The sequence below is a fragment of the Streptomyces sp. NPDC005374 genome, assembly GCF_042872225.1.
Classification (GTDB): Bacteria; Actinomycetota; Actinomycetes; order Streptomycetales; family Streptomycetaceae; genus Streptomyces.
This window is the reverse complement of the sequence record NZ_JBIAKA010000020.1, coordinates 125,214-145,598: the sequence shown is the minus strand read 5'-3', so window position 1 is coordinate 145,598 and position 20,385 is coordinate 125,214. Positions and strand designations below refer to the sequence as shown.

Annotated in this window: 19 protein-coding genes; 13 read left to right on the top strand and 6 right to left on the bottom strand. The window is 70.4% G+C overall.

Features of this window, described 5'->3' with window-relative positions:
• Positions 1-27: 27 nt before the first annotated feature.
• Complete coding sequence (gene glgX / locus ACFYRX_RS38820; protein ID WP_389110704.1) at positions 28-2,265, bottom strand: glycogen debranching protein GlgX; 2,238 nt, start codon at positions 2,263-2,265, stop codon at positions 28-30.
• Positions 2,266-2,577: 312 nt separating this feature from the next.
• On the opposite strand from glgX, the gene ACFYRX_RS38815 reads away from it, so the two are divergent.
• The 7 genes from ACFYRX_RS38815 to ACFYRX_RS38785 all read left to right on the top strand — a co-directional run bounded on the left by ACFYRX_RS38815 (position 2,578) and on the right by ACFYRX_RS38785 (position 10,456).
• Positions 2,578-3,810: an Ig-like domain-containing protein gene (locus ACFYRX_RS38815; protein WP_389110856.1), complete on the top strand. Its 1,233-nt coding sequence runs from the start codon at positions 2,578-2,580 to the stop codon at positions 3,808-3,810.
• A gap of 161 nt (positions 3,811-3,971) precedes the next feature.
• Positions 3,972-5,216, top strand: coding sequence for an Ig-like domain-containing protein (locus ACFYRX_RS38810; RefSeq protein WP_389110701.1), 1,245 nt, complete (start codon positions 3,972-3,974; stop codon positions 5,214-5,216).
• Between the two features lie 373 nt (positions 5,217-5,589).
• Complete coding sequence (locus ACFYRX_RS38805; protein WP_389110698.1) at positions 5,590-6,060, top strand: hypothetical protein; 471 nt, start codon at positions 5,590-5,592, stop codon at positions 6,058-6,060.
• A gap of 239 nt (positions 6,061-6,299) precedes the next feature.
• Positions 6,300-7,046 carry a hypothetical protein gene (locus ACFYRX_RS38800; protein ID WP_389110696.1) on the top strand — a complete coding sequence of 249 codons (747 nt, stop codon included), beginning with the start codon at positions 6,300-6,302 and terminating at the stop codon, positions 7,044-7,046.
• 88 nt (positions 7,047-7,134) lie between these two features.
• The gene (locus ACFYRX_RS38795) at positions 7,135-8,460 is read left to right on the top strand and encodes a peptidoglycan-binding protein (RefSeq protein WP_389110693.1); all 1,326 of its coding nucleotides are present in this window, start codon (positions 7,135-7,137) and stop codon (positions 8,458-8,460) included.
• Positions 8,457-9,212 carry an ABC transporter ATP-binding protein gene (locus ACFYRX_RS38790; RefSeq protein WP_389110690.1) on the top strand — a complete coding sequence of 252 codons (756 nt, stop codon included), beginning with the start codon at positions 8,457-8,459 and terminating at the stop codon, positions 9,210-9,212. The genes ACFYRX_RS38795 and ACFYRX_RS38790 overlap by 4 nt, the downstream gene beginning before the upstream one ends.
• Positions 9,209-10,456: an ABC transporter permease gene (locus tag ACFYRX_RS38785; protein ID WP_389110687.1), complete on the top strand. Its 1,248-nt coding sequence runs from the start codon at positions 9,209-9,211 to the stop codon at positions 10,454-10,456. Before ACFYRX_RS38790 ends, ACFYRX_RS38785 begins: the two co-directional genes overlap by 4 nt.
• Positions 10,457-10,534: 78 nt before the next feature.
• Here ACFYRX_RS38785 and ACFYRX_RS38780 read toward each other — a convergent pair whose 3' ends face one another.
• Entirely contained in the window at positions 10,535-10,942 is a 408-nt protein-coding gene (locus tag ACFYRX_RS38780; protein WP_389110684.1) for a hypothetical protein, read from the bottom strand.
• 200 nt (positions 10,943-11,142) lie between these two features.
• Here ACFYRX_RS38780 and ACFYRX_RS38775 point away from each other — a divergent pair, with 200 nt between their 5' ends.
• The 4 genes from ACFYRX_RS38775 (at position 11,143) to ACFYRX_RS38760 (ending at position 14,750) form a co-directional block, all read left to right on the top strand.
• Complete coding sequence (locus tag ACFYRX_RS38775) at positions 11,143-11,910, top strand: enoyl-CoA hydratase/isomerase family protein (RefSeq protein ID WP_389110682.1); 768 nt, start codon at positions 11,143-11,145, stop codon at positions 11,908-11,910.
• A gap of 262 nt (positions 11,911-12,172) precedes the next feature.
• On the top strand, positions 12,173-12,676 hold the full coding sequence (locus ACFYRX_RS38770) for an ATP-binding protein (RefSeq protein WP_389110679.1): 504 nt from the start codon (positions 12,173-12,175) through the stop codon (positions 12,674-12,676).
• Positions 12,677-12,768: 92 nt separating this feature from the next.
• A complete protein-coding gene (locus ACFYRX_RS38765) occupies positions 12,769-13,542 on the top strand; it encodes a polysaccharide deacetylase family protein (protein ID WP_389110676.1) in 774 nt (257 codons plus the stop codon).
• Positions 13,542-14,750, top strand: a complete 1,209-nt coding sequence (locus ACFYRX_RS38760; RefSeq protein WP_389110675.1) for a hypothetical protein — start codon at positions 13,542-13,544, stop codon at positions 14,748-14,750. The genes ACFYRX_RS38765 and ACFYRX_RS38760 overlap by 1 nt, the downstream gene beginning before the upstream one ends.
• Here the strand turns inward: ACFYRX_RS38760 and ACFYRX_RS38755 are convergent.
• Together ACFYRX_RS38755 and ACFYRX_RS38750 are read right to left on the bottom strand one after the other, a co-directional pair.
• Positions 14,721-15,365 carry a GNAT family N-acetyltransferase gene (locus ACFYRX_RS38755; RefSeq protein WP_389110853.1) on the bottom strand — a complete coding sequence of 215 codons (645 nt, stop codon included), beginning with the start codon at positions 15,363-15,365 and terminating at the stop codon, positions 14,721-14,723. The two genes, ACFYRX_RS38760 and ACFYRX_RS38755, sit on opposite strands and share 30 nt — an antisense overlap.
• Before the next feature lie 53 nt (positions 15,366-15,418).
• Positions 15,419-16,369, bottom strand: a complete 951-nt coding sequence (locus tag ACFYRX_RS38750; RefSeq protein ID WP_389110673.1) for an AraC family transcriptional regulator — start codon at positions 16,367-16,369, stop codon at positions 15,419-15,421.
• A 100-nt stretch (positions 16,370-16,469) separates the two neighbouring features.
• Between ACFYRX_RS38750 and ACFYRX_RS38745 the strand changes: the two genes are divergently transcribed.
• Both ACFYRX_RS38745 and ACFYRX_RS38740 read left to right on the top strand, forming a co-directional pair.
• Entirely contained in the window at positions 16,470-17,384 is a 915-nt protein-coding gene (locus ACFYRX_RS38745; protein ID WP_389110671.1) for an MBL fold metallo-hydrolase, read from the top strand.
• Between the two features lie 149 nt (positions 17,385-17,533).
• Complete coding sequence (locus ACFYRX_RS38740) at positions 17,534-17,746, top strand: EF-hand domain-containing protein (protein ID WP_389110669.1); 213 nt, start codon at positions 17,534-17,536, stop codon at positions 17,744-17,746.
• Positions 17,747-17,793: 47 nt separating this feature from the next.
• Here ACFYRX_RS38740 and ACFYRX_RS38735 read toward each other — a convergent pair whose 3' ends face one another.
• On the bottom strand, positions 17,794-18,582 hold the full coding sequence (locus ACFYRX_RS38735) for an ABC transporter ATP-binding protein (RefSeq protein WP_389110666.1): 789 nt from the start codon (positions 18,580-18,582) through the stop codon (positions 17,794-17,796).
• Positions 18,579-20,234 carry a 2-isopropylmalate synthase gene (locus ACFYRX_RS38730; RefSeq protein ID WP_389110850.1) on the bottom strand — a complete coding sequence of 552 codons (1,656 nt, stop codon included), beginning with the start codon at positions 20,232-20,234 and terminating at the stop codon, positions 18,579-18,581. Before ACFYRX_RS38730 ends, ACFYRX_RS38735 begins: the two co-directional genes overlap by 4 nt.
• Positions 20,235-20,385 lie beyond the last annotated feature (151 nt).

Below are 20,385 nucleotides of genomic sequence, written 5' to 3'. Positions count from 1 at the left end.
AGCGGGTGTCCAGGGACCGGTGCCCCCTCAGCCGACCACCCTCAGCAACAGCACCGCCCGCGCCGGAACCGTGATCGACGTCCCCGCCCGGTGCACCACCCCCGGCGCCTCCGACTGTTCCTCGCTCGACGTGTCGACCACCACCTCGTACCGCTCCGCCCACGGCGGCCCCGGCAGCAGGAAGGCCGCCGGACGGTCGCCGGCGTGCAGGACGGCCAGGAAGCTGTCGTCGACGATCGGCACCCCGCGCTCGTCCCGGCCGGGGATGTCCCGCCCCGACAGATACATGCCGAGGGTGGCGGCGGGCGCGTACCAGTCCCGTTCCGTCATCTCCGTGCCGCGGGCCGTGAACCAGGCGAGGTCGCGGATGCCGTCCACCGAGTCCGCCCGCCCGGAGAAGAAGGCGCGGCGGCGCAGCACCGGGTGCCGGTGGCGCAGGGCGATCAGCCGGGAGGTCAGCTCGAACAGGGCCTTCCAGCCGGGCTGTTCGAGCAGACCCCAGTCCAGCCAGCTGATCTCGTTGTCCTGGCAGTAGGCGTTGTTGCTGCCGCGCTGGGTGCGGCCGAGTTCGTCACCGGCGACCAGCATCGGCACGCCCGTCGACAGCAGCAGCGTGGTGAGCAGGTTCCGCAACTGCCGTCGCCTGAGCGCCCGTACGCGCTCGTCGTCCGTCTCCCCCTCCGTCCCGCAGTTCCACGCCCGGTTGTCGTCCGTGCCGTCCCGGTTGCCCTCGCCGTTCGCCTCGTTGTGCTTGCGTTCGTAGGACACCAGGTCGCGCAGGGTGAAACCGTCGTGCGCGGTGATGAAGTTGACCGACGCGTACGGCCGCCGCCCGCCCCACGCGTACAGGTCGCTGGAGCCGGAGAGGCGGTAGCCGAGATCCCGTACGTCCGGGAGGGCGCCCCGCCAGAAGTCGCGTACGGCGTTGCGGTAGCGGTCGTTCCACTCCGTCCACAGGGGAGGGAAGGCGCCCACCTGGTAGCCCCCGGAGCCCACGTCCCACGGCTCGGCGATCAGCTTCACGCGCCGCAGCACCGGGTCCTGTGCGATGACCGCGAGGAACGGGGACAGCATGTCGACGTCGTGCATCGAGCGGGCCAGCGCGGCGGCCAGGTCGAAGCGGAAGCCGTCGACGCCCATCTCCGTCACCCAGTAGCGCAGGGAGTCGGTGATCAGCCGGAGCACATGTGGCTGCACCACGTGCAGGGTGTTGCCGCAGCCGGTGTAGTCGGCGTACCTCCGCGCATCCGACTGGAGCCGGTAGTAACCCCGGTTGTCGATGCCCTTCAGCGACAGCGTGGGGCCCAGCTCGCCCGCCTCCGCCGTGTGGTTGTAGACGACGTCGAGGATGACCTCGATCCCGGCGGCGTGCAGCGCGCGGACCATCCGCTTGAACTCGCCGACCTGCTGGCCCGTCGTACCGGAGGCGGCGTAGGCCGCGTGCGGCGCGAAGTAGCCGATGGAGTTGTAGCCCCAGTAGTTCTTCAGGCCGCGCCGCAGCAGATGGTCCTCGTGCGCGAACTGGTGGACGGGGAGCAGCTCCACGGCCGTGACGCCGAGTTTCACCAGGTGCTCGATCGCGGCCGGGTGCGCCAGCCCGGCGTACGTGCCCCGGAGTTCCTCGGGGATCTCGGGGTGCAGCCGGGTGAAGCCGCGGACGTGCAGCTCGTAGATGACGGAGTCCGCCCACGGTGTCTTCGGGCGGCGGTCGTCCGCCCAGTCGTCGTCATCGTGGACGACCACGCCCTTCGGGACGTACGGCGCCGAGTCCCGGTCGTCGCGCACGGTGTCCGCGACCTGCTGCTGGGGCCAGTCGCGGACATGGCCGTACACCTCGGGCGGCAGGCCGAAGTCGCCGTCCACCGCGCGGGCGTACGGGTCCAGGAGCAGCTTCGCCGGGTTCCAGCGGCAGCCGGTCCACGGGTCCCAGCGGCCGTGCACCCGGTAGCCGTACCGCTGGCCGGGCATGACGCCGGGCACGAAGCCGTGCCAGATCTCGTGCGTGAGCTCGCTCAGCCGGGCCCGGGTCTCCTTGCCGTCCGCGTCGAACAGGCACAGCTCGACCGCCTCGGCCCCGCCCGCCCACAGCGCGAAGTTGGTCCCCGCCACGCCGTCCGGACCGACCCGGAACCGGGCGCCCAGCGGTGTCGGAGCACCGGGCCACACAGGCACGGGGGGCGCACCCCGCCGCGCGCCGTTCACCAGCGCGGCGGGGCGCTCCTCGGCGGCTTCCGTCACCGCCTCCTGCTCGGCTGCGCTGGACACCGGTCGGCCTCCCACGGCTCATGGAGCAACGCGGAAAAGGGCGCACGGCGTCCCGGCCGCGACACCCCCTCGCGTCGTTCTCCCCACTGTTCTGCCCAGCGCTTGCCTCGCACTCACGGGTTCGCTCCGCCGGGTTGGGCCGGGCGCCCGAGGATGTGCCGGGTTCGGTTGTGGGGCGGCTGCGGATCGTGGGGGCTGGTCGCGCAGTTCCCCGCGCCCCTGGTGGGTGCAGACCACGTCAGCTGAAATGGGCCGTCGGCCTGGTTCTCGGACTCACGTTTCTCCCAGGTGGGCACCGTCGTTGGGGTGAGTGTGAGACACCGACACGGGCGCGCTCGGCGCGCGGGGGCCGCACTGGCCGCCGTACTGACATGGGCAGGACTGCTGGCCGGGGCCGCCGGCTGTACGTCGGACGGGGGCGGGGGGATCGGCGGTGTCGGGGGGTTCGGGAAACCCCCCGCGCCCGAGGACGTCATCCGGGTCGCCCCCGACGACGGCACCAAGGGCGTACCGCCCGAAGGGAAACTGCGGGTCCGGGTGCCCAGCGGGCGCCTGGAGTCGGTCACCGTCGTCAAGTCCCAGGACGCGCAGGACTCCCCGGTGCCCGGGCGCATCTCCGACGACGGCCTGCGCTGGGAACCCGACGAGGCACGGCTCGCGCTGGCCGCCGAGTACACGGTCGACGCGGTCGCCCTCGACGGCCACGGGCGCCGCTCGGCCCGGCACACCACCTTCACCACCTACGTCCCCGACGAGCGCTTCATCGGCTATGTCACCCCGGAGAACCGCTCCACCGTCGGCACCGGAATGATCGTCTCGCTGGAGTTCAACCGGGAGATCGAGGATCGTGCCGCCGTCGAACGCGCCGTACACGTCACCTCGAAGCCGCCCGTCGAGATCCGTCCCCACTGGTTCGGCGACGGCCGCCTCGACTTCCGCCCCGAGCACTACTGGCAGCCCGGCACGCGCGTGACGGTCGCGCTCCGACTCCGTGACGTCGAAGGGGCGCCCCGCGTCTACGGCCTGCAGTACAAGACCTTCTCCTTCACCGTCGGCCGCAGCCAGGTCTCCCTCGTGGACGCCACGGAACACACCATGCAGGTCCGGCGGGACGGCGAGCTGCTGGCCACCGTGCCGATCACCGCCGGCGCCCCGAAAACGACGACGTACAACGGCAAGATGGTCGTCACCGAGATGCTCGAAGTGACCCGCATGAACAGCCGCACGGTCGGGTTCGGCGGCGAGTACGACATCCCGGACGTCCCGCACGCCCTGCGTCTGACCGACTCCGGCACCTTCGTGCACGGCAACTACTGGGCGCCCGACGCCCCCGGCAGGGTCAATGTCAGCCACGGCTGTGTCGGCCTCAGGGACGTGAAGGGCGGCAGCTCGGACACGCCCGCGGGCTGGTTCTTCGACCGCAGTCTCATCGGTGATGTCGTCGAGGTCGTCGGCAGCCATGACAAGCAGGTCGCTCCCGACAACGGCCTCGGGGGCTGGAACATGAGCTGGAAGCAATGGAAGGCGGGTGGTGCGGGGAAGTAATCGGGAGGGGGGTGGGTGGGTCCAACTTTCCGTTGAAGTTGGGACTGAATGGTGACCTTGGGCTCACACGATGCTCAAAACTCTCCGGTTAATATTCGCCAACGCGTGCGTAGATCATGCGGGGGAGCGGGCCTGACCAGGCCCTTCGAGGGGAGAACGACGTGAACGTGCGACCGATATCGGGGGCGTCGGTTGACGCGCGAAAGCGCGGTACCAGGGGGCTGTTGGCGCTGATACTCGGCGTTCTGCTGCTGGCCGTCACCGCATGTGGAGGCGGCAATTCCGGGTCTGGTTCCGGTGACGCCAAGGCAGAAAAGGGCGACGCTTCCGCCGCCGAGACCAAGCAGTCGGAGGCGGTCGTCTCCATCGCCCCGAAGGACGGCGCGACGTCCGTCGACACCAGCGGTGCCCTCAAGGTCGGCGCCACCAAGGGCAAGCTGACCGAGGTCGAGGTGAAGGACGCCAAGGGCGCCGCGGTGGCCGGGGAGATAGCCGCGGACGGTGCCTCCTGGACGCCGTCCGCCCATCTCGCCTCCGGCACCAAGTACGTGGTGCACGCGGTCGCCAAGGACACCGAGGGCCGTACGGCCGCCGAGGACTCCAGCTTCACCACCCTGACCCCGAAGAACACCTTCACCGGTACCTTCACGCCCGAGGACGGCTCGACGGTCGGCGTCGGGATGCCGTTCTCCATCCGCTTCACCCGGGGCATCACCAGCCCCGCGGACGTCGAGAAGGCCATCACGGTCAAGACCTCGCCGGCCGTCGACGTCGAGGGCCACTGGTTCGGCAACGACCGCCTGGACTTCCGTCCCGAGCAGTACTGGAAGGAAGGCACCAAGGTCACCGTCGACCTCAACCTCGACGGTGTCGAGGGCCGTTCCGGCGTCTACGGCAAGCAGGACAAGACCGTCTCCTTCACCGTCGGCCGCAACCAGGTCTCCGTCGTGGACGCCAAGAAGCACACGATGAAGGTCACCCAGGACGGCAAGACCATCAAGACGATCGCGGTCACCACCGGCAAGCCCGGCTACGACACCTGGAACGGCCAGATGGTCATCAGCGAGAAGCTCGCGGTGACCCGCATGAACGGCGAGACCGTCGGCTACGGCGGCGAGTACGACATCAAGGACGTCCCGCACGCCGAGCGCCTCACCGACTCCGGCACCTTCATCCACGGCAACTACTGGGGCGGCGACGCCTTCGGCAACTACAACGCCAGCCACGGCTGCGTCGGCCTGCGTGACGTCAAGGGCGGCTACGACAGCGGCGTCCCGGCCGCGTGGTTCTTCAACCACTCGCTGCTCGGCGACGTGGTGGTCGTGAAGAACTCCGACGACGCGACGGTCGCCCCGGACAACGGCCTCAACGGCTGGAACATGTCGTGGGAGAAGTGGAAGGCCTGACGCTCCGCTGATCCACGGCCCCGGTGCGAGGTACGGCACCGGGGCCGTTGTCGTGAGCGACCCCGTCGATCAGTTGGCGGTGCGGGTGAGGAGGGTCCGCATTTTTCGTGCTTTCACTGGAAGTTCGGCAAAGTCAGGCTCAAGCTTCTGGGGAGCGTGAGCCGCCGCCTGCCCGAGATGAATCGGGTAAAAATGGTTCACCCCCGAGGTCGCCGACAGGCCGCCCCCGCCGTTTGCTGGTGGGTGGCTGAAGATCGCTTTGCCAGCGGTTGACTGGACGGAAAGCTCTCGAAGCCGACGGCTTCAGGCCGTCCGTAGCATCTGTCCGGTCGCGCAGAGTTCCTGGTGATCGGCCACAAAGGTGGAGGCGGAAGTGTCCCGAAAGGCTGTATCTCGGTCGTTGGTCGTCGGCGCGTTGTCGGTGTTTCTCGTGGCGGGGGCCGCTTTCTCCGCCAACGCCGCAACCGTCTACGGCGGCAATACCAGCCAGTTGACCAACTCGAATTCTCTCTCCCTGTTCTACAACTCGAACCAGGAAAACGCCGAGGCCACTTTTGGGGGGAATGTATACAACTACTCCAGCCCCAATCTCTACGTTTTTGCGGGATCGCAGTTCTCAGATCAAGGTGATGCCGGATACGGCACGCCGGTGAAGAACAACGCCGCTTCCTACGGGAACAATGGCGTCACCTACTCGTTCAACGTCTGGTACAACAGCGGCTACTCCGGCCCGGTGGAGACGATCGCGCCCGGAACCCCGTACGGGGGAGGATGGAATCCCAACTGGGGAAACTTCAACTCCACCCTCAAGAATGAGAACGCTTCGCAGACCATGTGGAACTGATCACGGTGAGATTTTCCCTTCCGGAGTCCGCGCGGGCCGCGCGCCTGCGTGTGGCTCTCGTGGCGGTATCGGTGGCGGTGCTCGCGGGCTGCTCCGGTGGGGGTTCGTCCACGGCTGGGGCAAAGCCCGCGGGGGCGGCTGCGGCGGACGCGCCCTCCACCTCGACTTCGGGCGTTCCGGTGCCGAGTGCGTCTCCAGGGGGCTTGTCGGCGGGGCTGGTGCTGCCGCTGGAGGCGTACATGGAGACCTATCCGGAACGGCACGCGATCTCCCAGGCGAAGTGGCACCTGGCACAGAGCTGTATGGCACGGCTCGGCTTCACGGTGGCGATGCCCGTGTCGATTCCGTCGACCGCGTACGACGAGGCGGACATGGCGCGCCGGTACGGCGTGATGGATCCGGCCCTGGCTCGTACCTACGGCTATCACGTGCCCGGGATCATCAACGGCGCGCCCCCACCGTCGCAGGCGCCGATGTCGTCGGCCGAGCAGTTGGCTCTCGTCGGTCCGGAGGCCGGTCGGCCGGGTGCCGCGCCGAGCGCCGCGGCGCGGCAGGTCAACGGGAAGACCGTACCGGCGGGCGGATGCATGGGTCAGGCCATGACGAGGTTGCACGCGAATTTCGACACGTCGCTTCCCGGCGTGCTCGATATGCAGAGCCTGCCGCGAGCTCAGGCGGAGCCGCAGGTGCAGGCGGTGATCAAGGCCTGGTCCGCATGTATGGCAGGCAAGGGGTACTCGGTCGATTCGCCGTTCCATGCGAATTCCCTGGCACCTTCCAGCAGCAGCCCCTCGCCGAATGCCCAGGAGATCCAGGTCGCGACGGCAGACGTGGGATGCAAGGCGAAGACGAATCTGGCGAAGGTCTGGTTCGACGCGGAGTCGGTCATCCAGCAGCAGCAGATCGAGCAGAACAATCTGGCCCTGGACACGCTGCGAAAAAACATCAACGCGGTAGTGAAGGCCGCGGCCTCGGTCGCGGGCTGAGCGCGGCCGGATTCCTTTCGTTCCGGGTCCCGGCGCATGGTGCGCCGGGACCCGTCGTCTCGTTCTTTTCTGTGTTTGGCGGTCTTTGATGGTGGTTCAGGAACGGCAGGCGGTCGCCGCGGAGGGTGAAGGTCTGCCGCGTGATCAGGCTCCCCGCCGTCGCCGTTTCGTGCTGGCCGTCGCTGTGGGGGCGGGGCTGGTGTCGGCCGGGGGTCTGGTCGGTGCGCATTTCGTGCGGTCCCCGGCGCAGGCGGCGGCGGATACGTCCCCGCCGCCGCCGTCGGTGATCACGGCTTCGGTGGTGCGGCAGGTGCTGGCGAGCACGATCGTGCTGCGCGGCACGTTCGGAGACGGCCGAACCGTGACGGCCCAGCCGACCTCGGTGGCCGCGGAGCAGGGGCAACCGTCAGGTGCCGGAGCGTCAGCCCTGGTCGTCACGGGTGTCTTTGTGCGTGCGGGCGACGAAGTGCGCGCGGCGCGGCCGCTGATCGAGTACTCGGGGCGGCCGGTCTTCGCACTGCCGGGGCAGGTGCCGATGTACCGAGACCTCGTGCCGGGCCTGTCCGGCAAGGACGTGTACCAGTTCCAGCGATCCCTGGTGGCGCTCGGCTTCGCTTCCAGCGGTCTCGTCACCGGCACGTTCGACGCCGCGACAGGCCGGGCGGTGCAACGCCTGTACAGGGCCATGGGGTACGCGGTCCCCGTGACCGCTGCCGTCAGCGGGGATACGGGTGCGGCCACCGCGTCCGCACCGGCCGACGCGCCGGTCACCGAGCGGTCTTCGTCGGGCGCGCAGTCCGCGGTGGTGCAGGAGCCGATGCTGCCGATGTCCGAGGTGGTCCTTGTGCCCGCGCTGCCCGCCCGGGTGGTCTCGGTGCCGGTGGCGGTCGGGGACACGGTCAAGGGCCCGGTGATCACACTGGCCCGTGGAGGCATGCAGTTGCAGGGCCGGCTCGACCCGTCGGACGCGGACCTGGTCAAACACGGCATGGCGGTGAGCGTGCTCTCCGAGACCACGGGCATGCAGGTGGCTGCGGTGGTCGACTCCGTAGGCACGTTGACGGCCCCAGGTCAAAAGGGCCAGGACACGGACGCCGCCGACGGGAGTGCTACGGGAGGCGCCTACCTGCCGCTGAGTGTGCACCCGAAGTCAGGCAGCTGGCCGACTCGGTTCGCCGGCCAGAACGTCCGCCTCACGATCACGGCCGCCTCCACGGACACCGCGGTGCTGGCGGTGCCCGAGGCCGCGCTCAGCTCGGGGGCGGACACCAGGACCCGATTGACGGTCGTCGCTGCCTCCGGCGCGCAGCGCATCGTCATCGTCCGGGCGGGAGTCTCCGCCGGAGGGCTGGTCGCGGTCGTCCCGCTGAACGGCAGCCTGCAGCCAGGGGACAAGGTCGTGGTCGGACAATGACCGCTGCCGGCCAGGGCGTGGCGCCCGCAGGCACTGCCCACGCCGCACGGGAAGCGGGTGCCCGGGTACGCCTGGAAGGGGCAGAGCGCACCTTTCCCGGCGCCGTACCGGTGCGTGCCCTGCACGCCACGGACCTCGACATCGACCCGGGCCAGTACACAGCGATCGTCGGCCCCTCAGGCTCCGGGAAGTCCACCCTGCTGAACCTGATCGGGCTGATGGACCGGCCCAGCGCAGGCCGACTCCTGCTGGACGGGGCCGACACCACCGCGATGGGGGAGCGGGAGCGCACCTCGTTGCGCGGGCGGCGCATCGGATTCGTGTTCCAGGCCTTCCACCTGCTGTCGCACCGCAGTGTGCTGGAAAACGTCGCCCTCGCCCAGACCTACACCACCCGTGACCGGCGCCGGCGCCGCGAGCAGGCCGTCCGGGCAATCGCCCGCGTCGGCCTGACACACCGGCAGCACGCTCTGCCCAGCACCCTGTCCGGAGGAGAGCGCCAACGCACAGCCATCGCGCGCGCCCTGGCCGGCAACCCCGGTCTGCTCCTGTGCGACGAACCCACCGGCAACCTCGACACCGTCACCGCGGCACACGTGCTGGACCTGCTGGAGGCCCTGAACCGGGACGGCACCACCCTCGTGGTCATCACCCACGACCCCGCCGTAGCCGAACGTGCCCACCGGCGCGTCACCATCCGTGACGGCCATCTCACCACCACACCACCCACGACGACCGCGAGTCCACCGTGAAATTCCTGCGTCGCCGGCACCGTCAGCAGCTGCCGCCCACCAGACTGACCCTGCCCGACCTTGTCACCGAATCCCTGGCCGGACTCGCCCAGCGCCCGGGGCGCTCCCTGCTCACCATGCTCGGCACTGTCCTGGGCGTGGGCGCCTTCGTCGCGGTCCTCGGCCTGACCACGACCGCGACCGGACAGATCAGCCACTCCTTCAACCTGCTGCGCGACACCACCGTCACCATCAACGACGCCGGCGCCGGCACCGCCACCACCAACACCATGGACTTCCCCGCCCAGGCCGATGCCCGGCTGAAGCAGCTGAACGGAGTGATCGCCGGCGGCGTCTGGTGGACGGCCCCGCTGCGCAGCCCCACCATCGCCACCACCCCCGACTCGTCCGTCCAGGGCACCGAGGACACCGGCCTCCCCGTTTACGCGGCCTCCCCGGGCGCCCTCGCCGCCGCCCAACCAACCGTCGAGCAAGGCGAGTTGTACAACGCCTTTCACCAGGCCCGCGGTGAGCGCGTGTGCATCCTCGGCACCGCCGCAGCCCGCCAACTCGGCATCACCCGCCTGAATGACCAGCCCGTCGTCTTCATCGACGACCACCCCTACGCCGTCGTCGGCACCATCAGCGACATCCAGCAACTCCCCCAGTTCCTTCTCGGCATCATCATCCCCACCAGCACCGCCCTTGCCGACTACGGCCCCCCGGACGCCCCCGGAGCCCAGGCCCTCATCCACACCCGTATCGGGGCCGCAGGCCTGACCGCCGACCAAGCCCCGCTCGCGCTGCGCCCCGACCAGCCCAGCCTCCTCCAGGCCGTCCCCCCACCCGACCCCCGGACCCTGCGCGACCAGGTCAACACGGACCTGTCCGGACTCTTCCTCCTGCTGGCTGCCATCTGCCTCACAGTCGGTGCCGTCGGCATCGCCAACACCACCCTGGTCGCCGTCATGGAACGCACCGGCGAGATCGGCCTGCGCCGCGCCCTGGGCGCCCGGCCCCGCCACATCGCCGCCCAGTTCCTGGCCGAATCCACCGCGTTGGGCGCTCTCGGCGGTCTGATCGGCACCAGCCTCGGGGTGCTCGCCGTCCTGTCCACGGCGCTCGCCGAGCACTGGACGGCCATCCTCCAGCCCGCCACCGTCCTTCCCGCTCCCGCGATCGGCGCCGGCGTCGGCCTGCTGGCGGGTCTCTACCCCGCCCTGCGGGCGGCCCGCACCGAACCCCTGGACGCCCTACGGCGGTAGCCACGCACACGCAGTCGGCGACCGTCGGACACGCGGGCTCGCCGCCGCGTGCGGCTCGCAGCGGCCGGACGCCCCCAGTCACGGTGCATCACGAGTTCGGCTCGCTTGTGCGGAGAGGAAAGCCGCGGCCGCCGCGATACAGAGAGCAGAGATGACAGCGGGCTTTCTGTCGCCCTGGAACAGTAGCCAGGCGAGTGCGATCAGGGACATCGTGCCGAGGAGTCCCACAGAAAGCAGCTGATCCCGGTGGCGCATAGCAAGCCGGCCGTGAGCCCGTCCCGTGGCCCAGTCGTACAGGGCCTGCCTCGACTTGAGCGGGGTGTTGAACATCTGGCTCTCGGGCCGGACGTCGACGTTCTGGTCCTCGTCGAAGTACGCGTCGGCCTCGATGCTGTCCGTGACGTAGGTGCCGGTGACCGGCTGAAAGGCGATGGCACCAAAGGCGGCGTCGGCGTCGGCGGTTCCGTCGGGCGTGTAGTTCGACATGCTCACACCCGGTGCGGAGGTGAACTTGTAGGCTGGGTAACGGTTGCCTCAACGCATCTTCAACTCACTCCGCATCAAGCGGACGGTTCCCGGCTTCTCAGGGCTTGCCCGCACAGGACCGCTGGGTGACGGGAACGGCCCGGCCGACTGTGAGCGACCGCACCCGGGCCGGCCCCGTTAGTCCCCGTTAACCTGCTGGCATGACCGTGAATCTCGAAGTCGTCGAAGGTGTCGGCACCATCCGTCTCGACCGCCCGCCCATGAACGCGCTGGACGTGGCCACCCAGGACCGGCTGAAGGAGCTCGCCGAGGAGGCGACCCGGCGCGAGGACGTGCGGGCCGTGATCGTGTACGGCGGGGAGAAGGTGTTCGCGGCCGGGGCGGACATCAAGGAGATGCAGAACATGGACCACAGCGCCATGGTCCTGCGTTCGCGCGCACTCCAGGAGTCGTTCACGGCGGTGGCCCGCATCCCCAAGCCGGTCGTCGCGGCCATCACCGGCTACGCGCTGGGCGGCGGCTGTGAACTCGCGCTGTGCGCGGACTTCCGGATCGCCGCGGACAACGCCAAGCTGGGGCAGCCGGAGATCCTGCTCGGCCTGATCCCCGGTGCCGGCGGCACCCAGCGGCTGGCCCGGCTGGTCGGCCCCTCCAAGGCGAAGGACCTGATCTTCACGGGTCGTATGGTCAAGGCCGACGAGGCGCTGACGCTGGGCCTGGTGGACCGGGTCGTGCCCGCCGACGAGGTGTACACGCAGGCGCACGCCTGGGCGGCGAAGCTCGCGCAGGGACCGGCGATCGCGCTGCGCGCCGCGAAGGAGTCGATCGACACGGGCCTGGAGACGGACATCGAGACGGGCCTCGCGGTGGAACGGAACTGGTTCGCGGGTCTGTTCGCCACCGAGGACCGTGAGCGGGGTATGAAGAGCTTCGTCGAGGAGGGCCCCGGCAAGGCGAAATTCCTCTGAACCACTTGCAATTGACGCGATGTCTGATCCGGGTCCCTCGAAGGGGCGGTTTATGGGAGCCTTAAGGCACCCTTAAGTCTGCCTTGTCGAGGGAGCCTGTCGATTGCCTCCCAGCGAACCTCCACCGCAGGTCGGAAAGGCTGTCGCAGGCGCCGAAGTGCCTTTGGCATATGCCGATCGACGTTCTCGGAGCGACGCATTCCGGGGGGCGTATTCGTCGGGAACGGCCCCGGAGGACGCCGCCTGCGGCCATGATGGGGGCATGGCGGGGCTGGAGGACTTCGAACAGCCGCGGGGAGACGGCCGTGCGACGGCGGCGCGCTGGTCTCCGGCGGTCGAGGACGAGCACGCGCTGAAGGCACTCGAACTGTTCGGGAACCCCACGGAGGCTGAGGTTCCGTTGCCGTCCCGGCCGGAGTCCGCCGCGGCCGCACGCCGGTTGACGCAGGTGATCGTTCTCCGTCAGTGGGGACTGAGCCCCAAGATGACCGAGGACGCCGTCTTACTCGTGTCCGAACTCGTCGGCAACGCGGTCCGGCACACCGGGGCACGCGTCTTCGGGCTGCGGATGCGGCGGCGCCGGGGGTGGATCCGGATAGAGGTCCGTGACCCGTCGCGCGGACTGCCCTGTCTGATGCCGGTGCAGGAGATGGACATCAGCGGGCGCGGGCTGTTCCTCGTCGACAAGCTGTCGGACCGGTGGGGCGTGGATCTGCTGCCACGCGGGAAGACCACGTGGTTCGAGATGCGAGTGGCCGACAGGTAGGGGAACGCGCCCACGCGGCGCGGGCGCACGGTGACACAGACCCGCGCCCCTGAGTGGGTCAATCGGCCGGTATTCGGGGTGAGACCCCTTAAATGGGGCGGGTGACCACGACCGACCGTCGCACAGCGCTGCGTGCCGGTGCGGGGCTTGTCGCCGGAGGTGCGTTCGCCGCCGGATGTTCCGCCGCCGGCGCCGTCGCGCATCCCGCGCCCTCCAGCCGCCCGTCCAGCCCGCCCGCCGCCCCCGCGCCCCGCCGCTTCCCCGGCCGCCCTGCCCAACTCGCCCACGGCCCCCGCACCCACCCCCGCGTCGCCCTCACCTTCCACGGTCAGGGCGACCCCGCCATCGCCCGCGCCCTGCTCGCCGAAGCCGAACGGCACCACGCCCGCGTCACCGTCCTCGCCGTCGGGACCTGGCTCGACGCGCACCCCGACCTCGCCCGCCGCATCCTCGACGGCGGACACGACCTCGGCAACCACACCCTCCACCACCTCGACATCAACTCCATGACCGAAGCCGGCGCCCGGCAGGAGATCACCGGCTGTGCCGAGCGGCTGCGGCGGCTCACCGGATCGATCGGCACCTGGTTCCGGCCCTCCCGCACGCCCACCGCCACGCCCCTCGTCACGCGGGTGGCCCAGGAGGCCGGCTATCCGCACGTCCTCTCCTACGACGTCGACTCCCTCGACTTCACCTCCCCCGGCGCCGCCGTCGTCGCCCGCACGGTCCTCACCGAGATCCGCGAAGGATCCGTGGTGAGCCTGCACTTCGGCTACGACGACACGGTCGCCGCCCTCCCCGTCGTACTGGAAGAACTCGACCGGCGCGGCCTGGCCGCGGTGACCACCACGGAGCTGTTCAGCTGATGCACCCCACCCCGATGAAGCGCAACCTCGTCAAGAGCGCCCTGATCGCGGGCGCCGCGGTCGTCGCCCTCGCCGCCTGCGGCACCGAGACCAAGGGCGGGGTGAACGAGGCCCTCGGCACCAGGGCCGCCGCCCCCGCTCCGGTGAAGAAGGCGAAACCGGTGAAGAAGGCGGCCCCGGGGCTGCCGGGGATGCCGCCCGTCCTCGACCCGCACGACGTGTACGCGGCCGACCGGCCGAACCGGTTGTCGCCGGTGGTCAAGGACTTCCCGTCCCGGGTGTACGTGCCCAACACCGAGTCCGACACCGTGTCCGTCATCGACCCGAAGACGTACGAGATCGTCGACACGATCCATGTCGGCCGCCAGCCCCAACACGTCGTCCCCTCCTGGGACATGAAGACGCTCTGGGTCAACAACAACCGCGGCCACACCCTCACCCCCATCGACCCGAGCACCGGGAAGGCGGGCACACCGGTCGAGGTGCACGACCCGTACAACCTCTACTTCACGCCCAACGGCAGATACGCCGTCGTGATGGCCTCCCTCGACCGTGAACTCGTCTTCCGCGACCCGCACACCATGAAGGTGGTCAAGACCGAACCGGTCAGCTGCTACGGCGTCAACCACGCCGACTTCTCCCTGGACGGGAGGTACTTCATCGTGTCCTGCGAGTTCAGCGGTGAGCTGCTGAAGGTCGACACCGAGAAGATGAAGGTCGTCGGGCAACTGAAACTGCCCTTCCGCGGGGCCATGCCGCAGGACGTCAAGATCTCGCCGGACGGGAAGCGGTTCTACATCGCGGACATGATGGCCGACGGGATGTGGGTCCTGGACGGCGACAGGTTCACCGAGCCGACCCTGCTGCCCACCGGCAAGGGCACCCACGGCCTGTACATCAGCCGTGACTCCCGCGAGATGTACGTCTCCAACCGCGGCGAAGGGACCGTCTCCGTCTTCGACTTCACCCGGAACAGGCTCACCAAGAAGTGGCACCTGCCCCACGGCGGCAGCCCCGACATGGGCGGCGTCTCGGCCGACGGCAAGGTCCTGTGGCTGTCGGGACGCTACAACTCCGAGGTGTACGCCATCGACACCCGCACCGGCGCCCAGCTGGCCCGTATCAAGGTCGGCCGCGGCCCGCACGGACTCGCGGTGTACCCGCAGCCGGGACGCTACTCACTGGGACACACCGGCATCTTCCGCTGACGCGGGGCCGGCCGCCACGCCGCCCGTACGGCGGGCCCCGCCACCGAGCAGCACCGCCTCCGCGCCCACCGGGCGGTAGCCCGCCGCCTGGAACGCCCGCATGCTGCGGGCGTTGCCCGGGGTGACCTGGGCCCACAGCGGTTCCGTGACGAGGTGGCGGGCCGCCGTCACCAGCGAGCGGCCCAGGCCCCGGTGCCGGGAGTCCTCGTCGACCTCGACGGAGACCTCCAGGCGGCCGGCGATGCCGCGGCCCGTCACCAGCACCCCGCCCTCCGTCGTCCAGGCACGCACGTCGTCGCGGCGCCCCCGGGCGTAGACGATCCGGGGATGCCCGGTGTCCTCGATCTCCTTCAGCGCGAGCGGCGGCTCGCCCGGCAGCGGGTCGCCGACCAGCATCGCGTCGACCGTCTCGGACCTGCGGCCCGTCCGTGCGATGAACGCGGCCAGGAACACCGGGTTCATGGCCGCGGCCAGCCGGTCGCAGTCCAGGCCGCGCAGGGTGGCGTGCACCCAGCCGGGGTCCTCGTCCGTGAAGACGACCGAATGCGCCGTGAAGGACAGGACGCCCGCGTCCCGGTCGCACACCTGCGGCACCACCGTCGTACCGCCGTCCATGGGCGGGAACACACCGCGGGCCGCCGCGTCCAGAATGTCCCGCAAGGTCTCCGTCACGACTCTCCTTGGGCCCACGCAACCGCCCGGTCACCGGGCTGGATCGCCGCCCGGTACTGCCCGGGGGTGGTACCGAATTCCCGGCTGAAGGCGTGGGAGAGGGCGTACGGGGTGCCGTAGCCGACGCGGCGGGCGATGGCGGCCAGCGGGTCCGGGGTGTCCCGGAGCAGGGTGGCGGCGAAGGTCAGGCGCCACCAGGTGAGGTACGCCATCGGCGGGCGGCCGACCAGGGGGGTGAAGCGCCGGGCCAGGGTGGCGCGGGACACGCCTGCCTCGTCGGCCAGCCGGTCGTTGGTCCACGGCGCGGCCGGGTCCGAGTGCAGCGCCCGCAGGGCGGCGGCCGCCACCGGGTCGCTCAGTACGGTCGACCAGGTGCCGCTCGTGCCCTGCGCCGCCCAGGAGCGGATCATGTAGACGAGGAGGAGGTCCAGCAGGCTGGGCACCGCGATGCAGGAGCCCGGCCCCTGTGTGCCCAGCTCGTGGCCCAGCAGGTCGACGGCGGCGCGCAGTTCGGGACGGGCGCCCACCCGGTTCGGCAGGTGGACCACCTTCGGCAGTTCCGCCATGAGCGGGTGCATGTGACTGCGGTCGAGCCGGTACTTGCCGCACAGCAGCCGCACCTCGCCGGAGCCGGCCCGGGGCCGGCGCGGCCCCCTCTCGTCGAGCCACCGCTCGAACGGCACCGCCTGTTCCACGGTCGTCGCATCGGCGGGAGCGTCGGCGAGCACATGTCCCGTGCCGTGCGGCAGCAGCACCACGTCACCCGTGCCGAGCGAGACCGGTGAGCCGCCGTCGGGCAGCAGCCAGCAACTGCCCTCCAGCACCACGTGGAAGCCCGCTCCGTCGTACGGGGCGAGCCGTGTGCACCAGCTCCCGCTCACCCGCACCCGGTTCGAGGACGGACGCCCGATGCGTACCGCCGAGACCGCGTCGCTCACCACATCCATCGGGTGATGGTACCCATGGCGTCAGGGATGAGTCGGACGCGTATCCGATTGAGCCGAGCAGGCATTGAGAGGCTCATCCGCCCTTCCTAGAGTCGATGCCATGAAGAGCGAGAGCATGCCGGGCATCGTGCTCGGTGACGTCGAGGTCATCAGGGTCGTCGAGTGGCAGGGGCCGTTCGCGCCCGCACGCGGCCTGGTTCCGGAGTCCGGCGCCGAGGTGTGGAGGGACAACGAGGACCGACTGGCGCCCGATCACTGGAAACCGGACAGCGACATGGCGGTGGTGGCGCTCCAGACCTGGGTGCTGCGCAGCGGCGGACGGACCGTCCTGGTCGACACCGGGGTGGGCAACGGGCGCGAGCGGCCCGGCTCACCGCGGTTCCACCACTGGCAGGGCGACTTCCTGGGTGGGCTGGCGCGGGCCGGGGTCCGGCCGGAGGACGTCGACGTCGTCGTCAACACCCACGTCCACGGTGATCACGTCGGTGGGAACACCGTCGGCGTGGACGGGGGGTGGGAGCCTGCGTTCCCCAACGCCCAGTACCTCGTCCCGGCCGCGGACGACTTCCACTTCGGGCCGGACAACGCGTACGGGAACGGCCGCCGCGAGGACGACCGGCTGATCTACGAGGACAGCATCGCGCCCGTCCACCGGGCCGGACAGACCGTCCTGTGGGACGGCACCCACCGCATCGACGACCACCTCACTCTGGAGTCCGCGCCGGGCCACACGCCCGGCTCCGCGGTACTGCGGCTCGCGTCCGGGAGCGACCGGGCGGTCTTCGTCGGCGACCTTCTGCACAGCCCGGTACAGATCCTCGCCCCCTCCTGCAACAGCTGTTTCTGTCTGGACGCCGAACAGGCGGTGGCCAGCCGCACGCGGATTCTCGAACGGGCCGCCGCGGAAGGGGAGCTGGTCGTCCCCGCGCACTTCGGCGGAGCCGGTGCGGTGGAAGTCCGCCGAGAGGGCGGCGGGTTCGCCCTCGGGCGGTGGGCGGCCCACGGCACGGAGTAGATGCCACCGGTCATGGCGACCACGGAGGTGGCCGTGCCGGCCCGTCGCTGCCGTGAGCCGAAGGTGGTCGATGCGCGGCACGCCCGGGCGGGCGGTTAATCTGACCTCCGTCAGCAAGACGGCAAGGTACGAAAAAGAGGGGCGGATCGGTGGCGGACATCGAGGAAGCACGCAAGCAGTTCGACCGGATCGATGCGGACGGTGACGGCTTCATCACGCCCGCCGAGTTCAAGACCGCTCTCGCCCAGGGCGGCGACTGGAACGTCACCGAGTCGGTCGCCGAGGCGATCATCAAGAGCCGTGACCTCAACGGCGACAAGCTCCTGTCGTTCGACGAGTTCTGGGCGTTCCTGAACAAGTGAGGCCCGCGAAAGGGGCGCCCGTCCGGCTGCGGAAGGGCGCCCCTTCGTCATGCCCGGCCGCGCAGCCGCACGCTCCAGCGGCCCCCGTGCCGCTCCAGGGTCAGCGGCAGGTCGAAGCACTTGCCGACCTGGTCGCCGGTGAGGACGTGCGGCGCCGGGCCCTGCGCGAGGACGCGGCCCTCGCGCAGCAGCATCGCGTGGGTGGTGCCGGCCGGGAGCTCCTCCAGGTGATGGGTGACCAGGACCGTCGCCAGTGCCGGATGCGCCCGGCGCAGGGCGTCCAGCGCGTCGATCAGCCGCTCGCGCCCTGGCAGGTCGAGGCCGGTCGCCGGTTCGTCGAGGAGGAGCAGCCGAGGCTCGGGCATCAGGGCGCGGGCGATGAGAGTACGGCCGCGCTGCCCCTGCGAGAGCGTCGGCCAGCGGGCCTCGCCGAGGCCGGTGAGGCCGAGGGTGCCGATGAGCCGGTCGGCCCTGTCCCGCTGATCGCGCGTCGGCCGCCAACGGGGGAGCGGGGCCACCGAGTTGGTCAGCCCGGTCAGGACGACGTCCCGGACCCGCAGGGGCGCGGTGAGCGGATGACGCGGGTCGACGTGACCGACATGGGCGCGCAGTTCCCGCACGTCGACCCGCCCGAGGCGACGGCCCAGCACCTCGACCGTGCCGTGGGTGGGATGGACCAGGGCGCCGAGCAGACTGAGCAGCGTCGACTTGCCCGCTCCGTTGGCGCCGAGGAGCGCCCAGTGCTCACCGGCCCGGACGGTCAGGGAGACCTCCTCGAGGATCGCCTTCCCGTCCCGGACGACATGCACGTCCTCGGCGCGCAGGACCTCCTTCACCGCGTCGCCCGGTTCATCGCGGACAGCACGGCCCGCACGGCGGCCGACGATCCCATGCCGGCGCCCCATGCCGTACGGCCGTTCACCCGGCACTCGGCGTAGGCGACCGTCCCGTCCCCGTCCGAGGCTGGGTGTTCGGCGAAGTCGACGATGTCGACGGCGAGTCCGGAACCGGAGAGCGCGTCCACGAACGCGGAGACCGGGCTGCCGCCCGTGCCCTCGTAGTCGCCGACGCGGTCCCCGGCCTCCAGCGTGCACACGAAGCGGTGGACGCCGGGCGCCTCCTCGTACGCCGACCAGGCGTGCAGCCGTACCGGAGCGGACTCCGCCAGATACGTGGCCCGGAACAGCTCGTACAGCTCCTTCGGTGTCATCTCCCGGCCGCTGGTGTCGGTGGCCTCCTGGACGGTCCGGGAGACGTCGGGGCGCATGCGCTCGGGCAGGTCGATGCCGTGCCGCGTGCGCAGCAGATACGCCGTCCCGCCCTTGCCCGACTGGGAGTTGACGCGGATCACCGCCTCGTAGGAACGGCCGATGTCGGCGGGGTCGACGGGCAGGTAGGGGACGTTCCAGGGAGCCTTTCCCGCCGGGACCCCCGACTCCGCCGCCAGGTGGGCGTGGTGGGCGAGCCCCTTGCTGATCGCGTCCTGGTGGGTACCGGAGAAGGCGGTGTGGACGAGATCTCCGGCGTACGGATGGCGGGGGTGCACGGGCAGCCGGTTGCAGTGCTCGACGGTCGCCTTCATCGCGTCGATGTCGCTGAAGTCGAGCTGGGGATCGACCCCTTGGGCGTACAGGTTCATCGCGAGGGTCACCAGGTCGACGTTGCCGGTGCGCTCGCCGTTGCCGAACAGGCAGCCCTCCACGCGCTGGGCGCCGGCCAGCACGGCGAGTTCGGCGCAGGCGACGCCGGTGCCGCGGTCGTTGTGCGGATGGACGGAGAGGATGACCGAGTCACGGCGGGACAGGTGGCGGTGGACGTACTCGATCTGGTCGGCGTAGACGTTCGGGGTGGCGATCTCGACGGTCGCCGGCAGGTTGTGGGTGACCGGGCGGTCCGGGCTCGCGTCCCACAGCTCCGTCAGCCCGTCGCACAGTTCCAGGACGAAGTCCGGCTCGGTGAGGTTGAAGGTCTCGGGGGAGAACTGGAAGCGGATCCCCGGGGTCGCCCGCCGCGCCATCTGCTCGGCCGCCTCCCGTACGGTCCGCCACACCTCGTCCCGGTCCCGGCCGAGGACGACGTCCCGCCAGACCGGCGAGGTGGCGATGTACAGGTGCACGACGGCTCGTGGCAGCCCGGCGATCGCGTCGAAGGTCCTGTCGACGAGATCGGTACGGGCCGGGGTGAAGACGACGGGCGTGACGTCGTCGGGGACGGCACCGCCGGTCACCAGGTGCCGTACGAAGTCGAAGTCCGTGCGGCTCGCCGACGGATAGCCGACCTCGATCTCCTTGAACCCGGTGCGCACCAGCAGGTCGAAGAAGCGGCTCTTGCGCGCGGTGTCCATCGGCTCGGCCAGTGCCTGGTTGCCGTCGCGCAGATCGACGGGGACCCAGAGGGGGGCGTGGTCGAGGCGGGCCGAGGGCCAACTCCGGTCGGTGACCGGTACGTTCACCCGGTCCTCGAAGGGGCGGTAGCGGCGGAACGGCATGGGGCTCGGACGCTGGGGGTTCCAGACGGCGGTCACGGGAGGTCCTTCGGCTCGGTCGGCAGGGACCGGCAGCACGGCGTCCCGCGGCGGGGTGCCGGTCGCGTCAGGCCCCGCCGCGGCAGCCGAGAAGAAGGAGACCGCGGAACGTCAT

Excerpts from the sequence above, each read along its gene's own strand:
- ACFYRX_RS38745 (WP_389110671.1), top strand. The coding sequence starts at position 16,470 with ATGAAGAGCGAGAGCATGCCGGGCATCGTGCTCGGTGACGTCGAGGTC.
- ACFYRX_RS38775 (WP_389110682.1), top strand. The coding sequence starts at position 11,143 with ATGACCGTGAATCTCGAAGTCGTCGAAGGTGTCGGCACCATCCGTCTC.
- ACFYRX_RS38780 (WP_389110684.1), bottom strand. The coding sequence starts at position 10,942 with ATGTCGAACTACACGCCCGACGGAACCGCCGACGCCGACGCCGCCTTT.
- ACFYRX_RS38755 (WP_389110853.1), bottom strand. The coding sequence starts at position 15,365 with ATGGACGGCGGTACGACGGTGGTGCCGCAGGTGTGCGACCGGGACGCG.
- ACFYRX_RS38750 (WP_389110673.1), bottom strand. The coding sequence starts at position 16,369 with ATGGATGTGGTGAGCGACGCGGTCTCGGCGGTACGCATCGGGCGTCCG.
- ACFYRX_RS38795 (WP_389110693.1), top strand. The coding sequence starts at position 7,135 with ATGGTGGTTCAGGAACGGCAGGCGGTCGCCGCGGAGGGTGAAGGTCTG.
- ACFYRX_RS38765 (WP_389110676.1), top strand. The coding sequence starts at position 12,769 with ATGGGGCGGGTGACCACGACCGACCGTCGCACAGCGCTGCGTGCCGGT.
- ACFYRX_RS38770 (WP_389110679.1), top strand. The coding sequence starts at position 12,173 with ATGGCGGGGCTGGAGGACTTCGAACAGCCGCGGGGAGACGGCCGTGCG.
- ACFYRX_RS38790 (WP_389110690.1), top strand. The coding sequence starts at position 8,457 with ATGACCGCTGCCGGCCAGGGCGTGGCGCCCGCAGGCACTGCCCACGCC.
- ACFYRX_RS38730 (WP_389110850.1), bottom strand. The coding sequence starts at position 20,234 with ATGCCGTTCCGCCGCTACCGCCCCTTCGAGGACCGGGTGAACGTACCG.
- ACFYRX_RS38800 (WP_389110696.1), top strand. The coding sequence starts at position 6,300 with ATGGAGACCTATCCGGAACGGCACGCGATCTCCCAGGCGAAGTGGCAC.
- ACFYRX_RS38760 (WP_389110675.1), top strand. The coding sequence starts at position 13,542 with ATGCACCCCACCCCGATGAAGCGCAACCTCGTCAAGAGCGCCCTGATC.